Genomic DNA, 13,194 nt, shown 5'->3' on the forward strand with positions numbered 1-13,194 from the left:
CTTAGTGCCCTCCTGCTTTGACCAGCGCGGCGGCGATCAGCGGAGCGACCTCCCGCTTTTCATCCAGACTGAGGCAGCGACCGAATTCGATCGCGCCATCACGGCTGCGCAGAAAAAGGCGCAGGTCCGCTTGGCTTCGTCCTTCGGTGGCGAGGCGCATCCAGTAAGCGGGATATTGGACGATGCGGCCCGCACTGTCGCGATGCCTGACGTGACCGTCGGCGAGTTCCAGTGTCTCGCTGGCAGGGCGCGATTTGACATGCCGTTCCAGCGCAAAGGTCAGTGCCGCCATGGCCAGCATCGAGAAGGCCGGCACGAGCCATTGGCCTTTCATCGCCGGGGCGAGGCTCGTCACCATGAACAGCAGCGCGATCACGCTGAAGCAGAGCCGTGCCTCCCGCGTGAGGTGCGATCGGTTCTCCTGCATATGCAGGATGAGATGGCGATCGCTGTCGCGATCAGCGAATGGGAGGCTGTCCAGTGCATAACTGGACATGTCCCAGGGCCGTTCCGAAGAACGGTGCAGCAATTGATACATAGGAATATGCTCCGGCAGGGCCGGTGCATGTGCGTGGTCAAACGCTCAGACCGGCCGGTCCGACAAAAACTCAGTCTGTCAGATCAGAGCCGGAGGCCCGCGCAGCGGCGGGCGGAGATGGAAAATGCGCTCGAGGGCCGGGAAGCGCGTCGGCGTGAAGCCGAGTGCGATGAGGAAGGCCAAAGCGGCCGCGAGCAGAGCGGGGCTGGCGCCGGCTATCGACGCCATCGACAGCGAGGAGAAGGCGCAATCGCCCTTGGCCTGCTTGCCGCTCGAATTGCCGTGCTCGCCATCCATGGGAATGACGACCTGCTTTGTGATCGTTTCACCGATCCCATCATGACAGATCTGGATGGTCAGGATTTTGCTGTTTTGCCCAATCATATAGCCGCTTGGGACAAGCGCCTTTATGCACAACGCCGCCATGACCACCACAATGGCCAGGAGGCGATGCCGCAAAAAGAAGGTACGAAGCGGGAACATGTGGCTGGCCCTTTACTTGCCAGGAACGGGAAAGTCATCCTTTTAGACCCGCCACATCAGAGAGCGCCATCCGGTGAAGTGGTAATTCTAGAGCCGCCGCCATGTCGGACTTTCGGGCTGATGAATGAGAACCCCGAAAGGGACATTCTTTCATCTCCGTCTTAATGACGCGAGCTGGGACATTGCTGTCGTTCCCAAGCTGATCATCGAACGGCAGAGTTGGCCAACAGCCGACGTCCGATGGTGAGGCTCTGAGTGGCCATGATGTTGGACGTTGGGGACTGACCGGACTCAGGGACGATATCGCGGTAAGCTGCCCGCCGTTCAGGTAGGCCGCCATCAGCGCCGCGATGCAGATCGCTGCGTCAAAGGAGCTATCGCTCGCGCCAGCAAAGGTCGCAAAAGACAAGCTGAACAGCTGATGGGCGACGCGGCGGGAGCTCGCATTGGTCTCGTGCTCCCGCCGTGAGCTAGCTTTGCGGCTTTAACGGAACAATAATTGGCCCTGCGGTGCCGCTTCCCGGTTGTGCTGCTGCAAAACACTCATTTTTAGCAGCCGATGTAGCTCAAGGGATCGAAACGATCTTCGATCTCGTAGAGCATGGGATCTGCCGAAGCATGGACGTCGATCGCGCGATAGGACGCCGGCGTTCGGCACACTACCTCGACTCTCACATCTGCGAGCCCCGCAAGCGCCATGCCGATCGCATGTGGCTTCGAGCCGATGGCCATCATCGTGGTCCCACGAGCGACCGAATCTCGAATGAAGGCGACGGCGTATTGCGCCACCCCGAGCGCGTCGCACAATTTGACGTCCGTTTGGATTGCGTTGGGTTCGCGTAGCAATTCCTCATAAGCCATGCGCTCGCTGCCCAGCATCGGTTCATTGCGGCTCGGCGACGTCTCCTCGATGCAGATGAGGCCGAGCCGCCGCGGTTCGAACCGCTCGATGAAGGGCAGCGAGAGGCCGAGTTCACCGCCGAGCGTCACCAGCAAGTCAGCATCGTTGGCGATGTATTCGCTAGCTTCGAGATACGGGATCTGGCGCGAGTGCCACTCCCCCTCCGATAGCAGGGATCGTGGGCCGGTGAGAGCCGGAGGCGCCGCAGCCACGCTCGACACGAGATCGTATTTTCCCGGCGTATAGAGGCAATCGATCCGCGCAACGAGTTCGTCGGAGAATCCGAGGCCGATCAGGTAGAGGATGTATGTCTTGGGGATACAGGTAATGTCGACGAGCAGCGACAGCGGCCGTTTAGCTGCGGCATAGAGGTCTTGAAGCCAGGCTTTGATCGTAGCAAAATTCTTCTCGGCCTCTGTCGAAGGATCGAGATCTTTCACCGTCACACGAGGCCAAGAACCTTGGAAACTGCCGAGCTGCGCGACCTTCGCGGCCTCCATCTCGGGCGAGCGCGACCTGAACTTGAACAGCGTCAATTCCGTATCGATCGGCTCGAAGCGACCCAGGGCGACGGGACCGCGCGATTCCCAGCTCAAACCGGCGATAACGGCGTCATAGGCCCGGGCGGCGACTTCATTTTTCCGCAATTTTCGCTGGCGGAACATCAGATCCCCAACGGCCAGTTCGTCAGCCATTATCCGGGGCCATTATGCTCAGGAGCTCCAGCTGCGCACTGGTTGCCGGGATCTTTGCCGCGACGTTTTCCGCCCAGTCCCGGGTCGTAACCGTCGCCCCGCCAAGACAGAGGATCGAAAGCTCCTGGGGATCCAGCGCGACGCCTTCGTAGGCGCCGCGAAACGAGAAGCGGAACTTCGGCGAGAAGCGGCGGTGGAGACGAAAGGCGATCGAGCGGAACTGGCCATCGACGTGCTGGGTCTGGTGGCGCCTGATTTCCACCGGCCGCAGATAGCCCGCAAGCTCGGCTTGCCGAATGGCCGCGTTGACGAACTTGGCGCTGTCGGGAAGCGCGCCGCTGGCCATTACCGAAACATAATCGATGAAGAACACGCCCCTTTCGGTCGTGCTCAGCGTCCGTGGATCGCCCGGATTGGTCTGCAGCATCGACGTATATTCGCCGAGACCGGCAAGCAGCCGGGAAATAACGTCGGTATCGATCTCGGATCGTCGGCTGACGCCCTCGAAATAGGACTCGCTCGCGGAATAGATGCCGTTGGTCTGGATGGAATTCGCAATCGGGGTGCGGCTCGTGGCGAAACGATGCAGGTTCGAGGGGTCCTTGGGATCCCACTTATGCGCGCCCACATAGGCTTCGTAAACCTCCCCCATGATCTCGAGAAAGTCCCGGATCGATCCATCCGCGAGCGATACGACGATGTTGGCACCGGCCAGGGGGAGACGGCGGATGCCCAATGACGTCGCGAAATGGAGAAAGGCGCCGCGTTGTTTTCGGCGAAGCCAAGCCTCGAAACCGGGTTGACCGAAGCTTTCGACAAATGTCGTGAGCTTTTCGACGTCGGTCGATTCCAGCGTCGTCTTGAAAGACTCTTCGCGGCCGCGCCACAGCATGAGGACGTAAGCCTCGTAGAATGGCAACCGCGCCTCCGCTTCGGTGTAGCGTGCCGGAACCTTCTTGCGCTTCTTGCGCATGAGCGCGAGCAGTTGCCCGGCGCCTTTGTTCAGCAGCTCGGCAGCGGGGCGCGCCGACCGTTTGACGAGCGCTCCCATCATGTCGTTGACGTCCCAGCGCCCGAGACGCTGTTGCAGATCGAAAAACGACGACACTTCCGATTGGCTCAGCGTCGGCCTTACCGCGTGCGGTAGCGAGAAAATCAGTCTCAGGCTCACGACCGACTGGCACAGTTGCCTGAAAGCATGCTCGTCCCGGCCGTCGAGCGAAATGACCCGTCGGTCCGCGTCGGTCAGCGGCTGAGATTCAATGAAGGTTTCGCTATCGTCCCTGCCGCCGCCCACCGAACTCACGACCCAGGAGCAGGGCGCGCGGCTGAGCCGGACCAGGCTATTCAGGCTCTTGCGCTGCAATCGGCTGAGAACTTCGCAGTCGTCGAGACAGAATTTGAAGCCAACGGTTTGAGAGCCCATGCTAGTCTTCAACCGGATCGCTGCACTCGCCCGCTCGGCAAAATAGGCGAGCATGCGGTAGGGTTCGCGATCGGGCAGTTTTCCGACCAGGTCGCCCACCGTGCCGCGGCCACAGGCCCGGTTCATCGCGCTCACCATCTGCCGCAAGCAGCGGCCGAGATCCAGAAAGGTGACCGGCGGGCGTGAAGCGAATGCAGCGATGGCCGGGAATTCACCGATAAAGTCGCTAACGAGTTGCAGTTCTTGGCCCGCAGTTATCGAGATCTCGTCCATCTCCCGAAGCTGATGGCACGCATCGGCGACGCGCTCGATGCAGATGGCCTCGACCGCAGCGGAAAAGAACGAATAGAACTCGTATTCGGGGTTTTGCACTTGGGGGAAGATCGCGGCCCAGTCGGTGAACGACATGGATGCCGAGATATGATCCGGGAAGCGGACGTAGATTCCGATGTTTTTGAAATCGGCGAGACGCCGCTGCATCTTGAGCGACTCGTTCAGGCACAAATCTTCCCAGCAAATCCCTTTGAGCAGTGTCGTCTTGCCAGTGCCCCGGGTGCCGTGAATGTAGGTCGACTTGTCAGCCGAAAGCTCCTCGGCCTCTTCCGTGAACCAGATCAGCGGCCGGCCATCGGCATGGTGCTCCCAGCGCGTGGGCCGGAAAGGGTTGATGGCGCCGGCGGTCATATGCGGGCCTCCAATATCCAGCTATTTCGCTTGGCGCTGTAATTTTCGACGACGATCGATTGGTCGGCCATAAGGAGTTCGACGCATTCCTGAAGCTGCTCTTCAATAGCCGTGGTAAAGTGCTTTCCGCATTCCCGCAGCAGGTCTGACCAATAGCATTGCCGAACACCGAGTAGATAGGAATAGACTTGAGCGAGCCCGTTATCGAGCGAGCGACGTCGCTTGCCGATGAGGGGCACCGTCAGGCGTTCGCCCTGACGCAGAATGGCTGACTGATCGAACGTCCAAGGCCAGATATGTCCGACAAGCGGATTGCCCGAGCGAGTGAACACGATTTCTATCAGGTTGAACCCCGCCTCCGCGGCTGGCGCCGAAACACAAACCAGCGCGTCTCCGCCAGGAATCGAAAGCACTTCCACAGGGTCTGTGTGGATGTGGCCATGCAGGTACAAGATCGGCCTGCGCGCCTCCATTAGGGAGGCGCGCACCGCGCCCGAATTGACCAGTTCGGTGTAGGGTGCCAGGCGCGTCAGGCGCTGCGGCAGAAGATTGTGATGCGCGACCACAACGAGTTGCTGTTCCTGCGGTAGCTCGCTCGCGACCTCGACCAAATCACTGATGCTGGTATCCGAAAATGCCGGCGTGTCGAACTGCCGGTCATAATAGGCGCTGAGGACCTTTGGATCACCCTTAGCGATCGCCGCCTCGATCGCTGGGCCGACCGTATCGCGAAACTCGACCGGGATATATTCGACGGCACCGCAGCCCCAGCAGCTGTTCATGAGGATGATCGCACATTGTGCATCGGTCGGGCCAACATGTTCCACAATCGATTTGTCGACGGGAATCTGGCCGAGGCCTGCAGCGCTGAGCGCCGCATTGAGCGGAGCAAACTTTGCGGTGAGGCTTGGTTGTTTGGCGAGTTCGCGGTCTATGTCGTGATTGCCGGGGACGATGCCGCAGAAAATCGACTGATTGGGCCGCCCTGTCCCGAGCTGGAGGGCATTTGCGATATAGTCGAGGCCGGCCTTGTAGCCGTCGAGCTTCCCGAAATCGGTCATGTCTCCCATCAACAGGATAGCGTCGATGTCTCCGACCTCGCACATTTTGTAGATGCGCTTGAAAACCGCTTTAATTGGCTGGCGCGAGATGAGATTTCTCAACTCGACCGAGAAACTATGATCTTTTTGATCGATCGCTCGCTGACTGCGCGCAGCAGACGGCAAATGAAGGTCGCCGATCTGCAACAAGCGGACGCGCGGCAATCCCAATTCATTCCCTCCCCCATAAGTTACGGGTGCTTCGCACGACTCCCCTAGGGCTCGCAAGAGCAGTTAGCGGATGTGTGAATACTCATAGAATTTTCGGGATTTCACGGTCATTCCTCACCTTGGGATCTTTGACAAGTCACGTCCGCGAACCATGCGGTCGATGCGAACGGAGATGATGATTGAGCACGGAGCGTGACATCACGCAGGGTCAAGCAACCCCGCAAAGGCGCGATCCGCGGGCAGAGCAGTTGGTTTTTGATGAGCTGGCTATGCTCGTCGCGACGCCAGGATTCGCCCATGTGATCGCGTCGCTCTGTGCTCGGGACAATTTCACTTGGTACAGAGATGAGATGCGCGCGGAAGACATGGCGCATCTGTATTCGCGGTCGCGGCTTATTCGCACCGAAATGTTCACGATGATCGGGCTCATGATGCGATCTGATCCCGATCTTTCCGTGCCCGCTCCCGCCAATTCTGGCGAGTTTGCGAAGCGCGCAGAAGAGCTTCTGTCAGAACTGCATGACAGCATGAACCAGCCGTGGGTCGAATCCATGCGTGAGGCGATTCTGAGCGGCGACATGCCCAACCCATGGACGTCAGGCGATGCGATGCGCGAGCCGATCTTCTACGGCGGAGAAGGTGCGTTTTCCTTTCAGAACTGCGATTTCGCGAGCCAGAAATATTCCGCCGATGATAGCTGGATCAAAACGGCGAAGGGCGCGTCGATAGACGAGATGATTGCTGTGGCGAATGCGATCGGCACAATTCAGACGGACAAATTGACCTCCGCGATCCACGCCGGACTGCGCGAAATCGGCGACCCCCGCTTTCTCGACAGCTTCACATTCGAGCCTGACGAAATCGTCGCCAGCATTGGAATACCGTGTGACCGAGTGCTGGTGTGCATCGACGCGTTCGCGCTGCCTAACGGTCATGGAAATCCGACGTTCCGAGCACTCAACGACTTCAATGCCGTCAATGCGACGCCAATCTTGGCGCGCGGTGATGACCGTTTCGTATTGTTTCACTGGAATGCGCTCGCCGAAGCGCTTTACGAGACGCCATTCTACTGGCTGGGCGCAGACAAGTCTTATGCGCCGACGGCGCTGAAACATCGCGGTGAGTTCACAGAGGCGTTCGCGCTTGAACGGCTGCGCAAAGTATTTGGCGAGGACCGTGTTTTTCATGGTGTGAATATCGAGCGGGGAAAGGGCGATCGGGTCGGTGAGATCGACGTGCTCGTTCTCTTCGGCAACCGGGCCATCGTTCTTCAAGCCAAGTCGAAACGGCTAACGCTTGAAGCCAGGCGCGGGAACGACCTTCAGATCAAAGGCGATTTCAAAGCCGCGATTCAGGATTCCTATGATCAGGCAATGGACTGCGCGGAAGCACTCAGGAACCCGGCCCTCCGCTTTGTGACCTCGGATGGCGCTACTGTCCGTATCCCGTCTGAGCTGACGCAGATTTTTCCCATCTGCGTCGTTGCCGATCATTACCCGGCTCTAGCCTTCCAAGCTGACCAGTTCCTTGTGCAGCGCAACGTCGCGGACGTGCAGTCTGCGCTCGTGATCGACATCTTCACATTGGACGCAATGGCGGAGATGCTCGATCGGCCGCTGCGCTTTCTCAGCTACTTGGAGCTTCGCGCCACATACGGTGTGAAGGTGCACATCCATCATGAGATCACGCTTCTCTCCTACCACCTGAAGTACAATCTGTGGCTGGACGACGAGTACGACACGGTCGCGCTCGAAGACGATTTCGCAGCTGACCTCGAAATTGCGATGGGTGCGCGCCGACTCGGATTGCCGGGGAAGCGCACGCCGGAGGGAATTCTCACAGTTTGCAACGGCCGCCACTTGGAAACGGTCATCGCTGCCTTGGAGGCTGAGCCGTTTGGCCCGATGATCGATCTCGTTTTGCTGATCTACCAGTTGAGTGGATCTGCGCTCAAAGAGCTTGCTGACGGTATCGATCGGGTACTCGATTTAGCGAGGCAAAAAGGTTCGTCAGACTTTTCGCTCGGCTTCGCCGATACTGGCGTGACGATCCATGCCAACTTCATGCGTCGTGTAGAGGCTGAGCCGCGCCTGGAAGCTCACATGGCTCTCAGGAAATACAAGCAGAAGGTCGACAGCTGGTATGGCATCAGCCTGTCGCCGACCGATGGGACGATCCGATTTGGGAAGAAGGTCGCTTTCCCTTGGGCCTTCGATCCAGAGTTGCAAAGTGCCGCTAGGCAACTCGGGAAGGCGAAGGTTCAACGACCGACAAAACGGAACGGTGTGAAGCTGGGCCGTAACGATCCTTGCCATTGCGGGAGCGGCAAGAAGTACAAGAAATGCCACCTGAACGCCGATGCGCGCAAATAGCACGGCGTTTCCGAAACGTCCTGCGGCCTAAACGGGGGATGCGGACTTGGCGTCGTTGACTGGTTGCACAAGCGCAGTGAGCGCTGTGTACGATGCCGTCATTTCGGCAACGAGCCGATCATAGACGTCAAATAGCTCCGCGCTCCCATCAAGACTCAACCGGTCGGTGACCGTTTTCATTCGGGCTTCCGCGCCCTCCGATGAACCTAGGTGAGAGTAAGCGACGCGAAAGTCATAGAGCACGTAAAAGGGTGACATCAGGTCATGAACCAGCCCGTTGTGATCGACAGATTCGAGCAACGCCTGGAGGCATTTTAGCGTACCCGTCCCCGCGGCTTCGATGCCGGATTGCGCCAAGACCTGACCAAGTTTGGTATTGTCGAGAGATTCAAGGTGGACCTTATTCAGGAGGTCCGAAATCGCCTGCCGTTGCACTGCGGAATCGTGCACCGGTCTGCTGAGCGTACCCGCAAGATTGAGAACTTCATCGTCGAGGTGAGCTAGTTTCGCACCCCAACGGGTGAAGGCGGCTGCGAGGAAATCTGAGCGCGCCGCGAATAGCTGATCTTCATGGGTGGGATCGGTGAAGATGCACTCGATCTGTCCATCGTAGAATTCGCTGCCCAGCGAATGGTCCGAAGGACGGTTCTCGCTCATCAGATAATATTGTTCGGATTTTGGCAGCTTTGCGATGTCACCAAGCCACATGATCAGGTGACCATGACGATTGATGCCAAACGGGATCGTAAAGCCTTCCGCAAGGATGTCGCCATATGTCGGTGAGGCGAAGCGGATGACATAACGCGGGTCAGCATCATACTTCGCCAGCACGGTTCGATTGAAAAATACCGGCGTCAGGAAGCCGTCGTTCCACGGCCGAACGAGGCCCGGATAATAGTAGTAGTCGTCAGGATCATACTGGAACGGCACATCGGTGTAGTCGAAGCTTTCCGTGATTTTGCGACGATTGCTTTTGAAAATCGATGTTCCTTCCTTGGTGGCGATCTCGTGCGCACGCATAATCGAGAATCGCGTCTGGTCTGGGAGCGTGCGGAAACCACATTTCGGACATTCAAGCATCGGCACGCCGTTCATGTCGATTTCAATGCCCGACACGCTCTCGTGAAAATGCGCGAAAACAAGATCAAGCGATCCACCACAGTTGTCGCAGTATGCGCGCTGCGCACCATCTTTTGGCGGGAGATCATTAATTTCCATGCAGAACGTTCCTGAGATTGGTTGTTGCCGCCGCAATGGTATCGTTCAATTCTCCCACTCGCTGCGGCGGCCCGGGGGCCGGGTGTTCGCGGTGCGCCATTTCTTGTTGCCGCGATCCCCACGCCAGACCTGCTCACCATTCGGCTTGAACGCGACCACGCTGGCAAGGTGGGCATTGCGGTACTTGCCGCTCGAATCCCATTCCCAGTCGAAACTCACCGTTTCGCCCTTGTAGACTAACTTTCCCGACCAGGGCGCCAGAAAGGAATATGTCTCGCCGCCGATTGTAAGGACGTGCTGATGCCATGCACCGCTATTGCCGCCCCGGCTCGGCGGGCGCGACTTGTCCTTGAGATACGCCGCGTAATGTTCGACTTCTGCTTTTTCGACGCGCACGCTTGGCTACCTCTTGATCGGGATGTTCGAACTTCATGCCAGACCAGATAGACGATCCTCAAGCCGCGCTGGAAATATTTGCCGAAGCGGTTGTGGAGCTGCTCCAAGATGCAGAGCTCATTTATGCAAATCCGGGAGAGCAGGCGATCGTGGCACGGCTGGTACAGCTTCTGCCGTCGAGATTTCCAGGCTGGTCGGTTGGAAACGAATGGAACCGCCGGGAGGATGTGGCGAAGCGCCTACGACATGGCGTTACCGAAGACGATCTTGTCCGCGAAGGGCTAATCGTTCCCGACATCATCGTTCACCGCGTCGGCAAGCGCGAGAACCTCCTCGTTATTGAAGTGAAGAAGGCGAACAACAAACACTATGACGGCGACATCTGGAAGCTGGAGGGCATGACCGACCGGCGCGGTGACTATGGCTATGCAGCGGGCCTGCATATCGCCCTCGACCTTCCCGCCGGTCTGGTAAGACTCTGCGATGTATATGTGAACGGAGCGCAGGATCCGGACCTTAGCGATTGGATGCGGGCACTGCTGCCGTACCCGGCGGCGGGCGCGTGATGGACCGCAAGGAGGGGCCCGCGCTCGGTCCCACGTCTCCGCTCCTGAATCTCAACGGCATTCCGACGCCATTTCGCGATGGCGCCAAGGGCGATGGCTTCTGTCAGGAGCCGCAGGGAAGCTGGCAACCCCTCCAAGACGACGGCCTCTACGCCGTTGAGGCGGAATGCGTCGAATTGCACAACGATCTGGCCGCCAAGATCTTCGGCGACATCAATCGCTATCACACCTTGCTCCACAAAGCGCCGCCGTTCCTCGATCAGGCGGGTCTCAACTCAGAAGCTGCTATGGGCCGCGACGACTTTGAGGCAGCTCTGGTAAAGCTTGCCAGCTTTCCCGATCTCAATCGGCTCCTCTATCTTTATGACAGCAGAGTGCTCGTCTCGGCGATCCAGGAATGCACCAAGGAAGTGTCCCAACTCACCGGCGAATTCTATCGCATCTTCAATCTCGAACCCTTTTTTGCGCCCGGCATTCCACAGGAGGACGGGACGCGATGGAGCACATCACCGACCGTCACGATGCTATTTTCCACCCTAGGCTTCCTTTTCATCCGGCTGCACAGCCTGCTCGACTACGTGGCCAAGCTAGCGCGCGAAGTCGAACGTATGCCGACGAATTTCAGCAGCTACCCGAAGCTCGCTTCGTCCAACTTCCTGTTCGGGGGTCGCAAGCGATTGAAACTGAACAATGCCCCCGGGACGCTGTTCGAGGCGTGCGACGAGGTTGCCGAAATTGAGCTGGTCCGCAACCTACTCATCCATGATGGCCTGCTGGACGATATGCCCAAAGCCTATGAGGTAATCGAGAACGGACAGGCGATCGAGCGATTCGTGCTGATGCCGGATCGCAAGAACGGTCAGTTCGAAAGGTTCAGGAACCGGCACCGCTTCTATGGCCGGGAGGACAGGATCAATCTGAGGCTGATGACATTGGTCAGGAACTTCCAGACCCGGCAGGTCGCTACCTTGGCGGCCGTGCGTACCCTGTTTTGACGGACGGGACGTCGAAAATTAGCAACAGGTGCAGACAGGGGGGCTGAGCGTGCCGGGAAGAAATTATAGCAGCGGAACTATCAATATTATGACGCCAATGCCTTCGCCGGCTAGGCTTGGGCTGCAGGTCTCGGCCCATCGTCTCGAAGATGACCTAGTCATCGAGGTTACCAGCACTGCGACTGGCTATGACATGGAGATCGTACTGCGTGGCCGCGCTCACGCTGCCGCTGTAGCCGCGAACCTCACCGCCAACTTCCAGGTCGGACATCGCCAGCTCCTGGCACGCTACGATTGTGCCACGGACACCATCGAAACCCATCCTACGACGCTGAAGGTCGGCAGCCCCTACTTTTTCCACCCCAAATACGAGGTGCTGCAGACCATCAGTTTCGAGGGGCATGGCAATCTCGACGATGGTTTCGGAAATTTCGACATCGAAGTCCTGACAATGCCGCCGGGTTTCGTGAAGGACATCTTCGCCGGCTTCGGCGCGACTTATGATATGCGTTTCATAGTCGACGAGCTTGAACGTACCGGCGGTTTCACCGAGCTGGTGCTATCGGAATATTTGCACTCAAGCGTCTCCGAAACCACGGCGCACATCGTCTACGGTACATTCGACAAATGGCGCAGGGCGATCAATCGTAGCCATTTGCGTGCGGTCCTGTTCGGCAACAGCGCCAAGCGCGACTATCTGCGTACCGCGCTCGCGACCGAACTCAGTCTGGCGGCCAGGCCGTCGCCGACTGGGCTGAACCCCACCGATCTCGCTGATTCGGTGCTTTCTGCACTGAGTCTGGCCGGACGACAGCCTCCGGTCGCTGCGGCAACCGACGTCGTCAGGGCTGTCCGGCAGAACCGCTCCGGGCTGAAGGCGCGGGAAGCCGAGCTGCTCGCGCTAAACCGGGAAATCGAACTGCTGACATTGGAGGAGCTGATCGCCAGGATCGAGGAGCATATGGCGAAGAAGCACAATGAGGCCTTCTGGCAGAAATTCCTGTCGGACAATCCTTTCATCGTCCGTCTCGCATTCGGCCTGCCGATCGCGATCTTCGGGGAGCAAGTCGCTGTAGGCGGCGTCAAATTCAACGGCACCGGCGGCAAGATCGCGGACTATCTGCTGCGTGCAGGCGCCTATGGCAACATGGCGATCATCGAGATCAAGCGACCGGACAGCAAGCTTATGGCCGCCAAACCCTATCGCGGCGGCGTATTTGCACCGGACAAGGAAATTGCCGGCGCAGTGAACCAGGTTCTCGATCAGCGCTATCAGTTGCAGATGGAGATCAACAACAAGAAGGCCGCCTCCGGGCAGTTCGACATTTTCACATACGCCCTTCAAGGACTGGTCATCGCGGGGCGCGATATCGACGATCCGGATCAGCGAAAATCGTTCGAACTGTTCCGCAACGGCCTCAAGGATGTGACGGTGATCACGTTCAGCGAGCTTCTGATGAAGCTGAAAGCGCTGCATGCCTTCCTGACCAAGGATTCCTCTGAGGCGCAATCGCCAGCCGCACTGGTTGGTGTTTCGGACGGCGAGCAATCGCCGTCAGCGTCGACGTAATGCCGGCGTTATACCGGTAAGGCGCGCAGCGCTTCTCGACCGCGGCCCGAGCTGAACCCCGCCCCTGCTGCTCGTCATG

11 protein-coding genes are annotated in these 13,194 nt (G+C 58.6%); 4 read left to right on the forward strand and 7 right to left on the reverse strand.

Annotated features, from left to right (window positions below; all coding sequences use genetic code 11):
- Nucleotide 1 precedes the first annotated feature (1 nt).
- From M2333_RS07940 to M2333_RS07960, 5 genes are all read right to left on the reverse strand, one after another.
- A complete protein-coding gene (locus M2333_RS07940; RefSeq protein ID WP_264611404.1) occupies nt 2-538 on the reverse strand; it encodes a DUF2244 domain-containing protein in 537 nt (178 codons plus the stop codon).
- Between the two features lie 78 nt (nt 539-616).
- On the reverse strand, nt 617-1,021 hold the full coding sequence (locus tag M2333_RS07945) for a DUF2946 family protein (protein ID WP_264611405.1): 405 nt from the start codon (nt 1,019-1,021) through the stop codon (nt 617-619).
- 549 nt (nt 1,022-1,570) lie between these two features.
- Nucleotides 1,571-2,617: a hypothetical protein gene (locus M2333_RS07950; RefSeq protein WP_264611406.1), complete on the reverse strand. Its 1,047-nt coding sequence runs from the start codon at nt 2,615-2,617 to the stop codon at nt 1,571-1,573.
- Nucleotides 2,610-4,727, reverse strand: coding sequence for a hypothetical protein (locus M2333_RS07955; protein ID WP_264611407.1), 2,118 nt, complete (start codon nt 4,725-4,727; stop codon nt 2,610-2,612). The genes M2333_RS07950 and M2333_RS07955 overlap by 8 nt, the downstream gene beginning before the upstream one ends.
- A complete protein-coding gene (locus M2333_RS07960; RefSeq protein WP_264611408.1) occupies nt 4,724-5,977 on the reverse strand; it encodes a metallophosphoesterase family protein in 1,254 nt (417 codons plus the stop codon). The genes M2333_RS07955 and M2333_RS07960 overlap by 4 nt, the downstream gene beginning before the upstream one ends.
- Nucleotides 5,978-6,177: 200 nt before the next feature.
- On the opposite strand from M2333_RS07960, the gene M2333_RS07965 reads away from it, so the two are divergent.
- Nucleotides 6,178-8,370, forward strand: coding sequence for an SEC-C metal-binding domain-containing protein (locus M2333_RS07965; RefSeq protein ID WP_264611409.1), 2,193 nt, complete (start codon nt 6,178-6,180; stop codon nt 8,368-8,370).
- A gap of 27 nt (nt 8,371-8,397) precedes the next feature.
- Here the strand turns inward: M2333_RS07965 and M2333_RS07970 are convergent, their stop codons facing one another.
- A complete protein-coding gene (locus tag M2333_RS07970) occupies nt 8,398-9,588 on the reverse strand; it encodes a hypothetical protein (RefSeq protein ID WP_264611410.1) in 1,191 nt (396 codons plus the stop codon).
- Nucleotides 9,589-9,633: 45 nt separating this feature from the next.
- Entirely contained in the window at nt 9,634-9,984 is a 351-nt protein-coding gene (locus M2333_RS07975) for a hypothetical protein (protein WP_264611411.1), read from the reverse strand.
- Between the two features lie 35 nt (nt 9,985-10,019).
- On the opposite strand from M2333_RS07975, the gene M2333_RS07980 reads away from it, so the two are divergent.
- The 3 genes from M2333_RS07980 (at nt 10,020) to M2333_RS07990 (ending at nt 13,115) form a co-directional block, all read left to right on the forward strand.
- The gene (locus tag M2333_RS07980; protein WP_264611412.1) at nt 10,020-10,550 is read left to right on the forward strand and encodes a hypothetical protein; all 531 of its coding nucleotides are present in this window, start codon (nt 10,020-10,022) and stop codon (nt 10,548-10,550) included.
- Nucleotides 10,550-11,545 (forward strand): hypothetical protein, encoded by a 996-nt coding sequence (locus tag M2333_RS07985; RefSeq protein WP_264611413.1) that lies wholly within the window; start codon nt 10,550-10,552, stop codon nt 11,543-11,545. The genes M2333_RS07980 and M2333_RS07985 overlap by 1 nt, the downstream gene beginning before the upstream one ends.
- Before the next feature lie 193 nt (nt 11,546-11,738).
- Entirely contained in the window at nt 11,739-13,115 is a 1,377-nt protein-coding gene (locus tag M2333_RS07990) for a Shedu immune nuclease family protein (RefSeq protein WP_264611414.1), read from the forward strand.
- Nucleotides 13,116-13,194: the final 79 nt, after the last annotated feature.

The organism is Sphingobium sp. B11D3B, assembly GCF_025961735.1.
GTDB lineage: Bacteria > Pseudomonadota > Alphaproteobacteria > Sphingomonadales > Sphingomonadaceae > Sphingobium.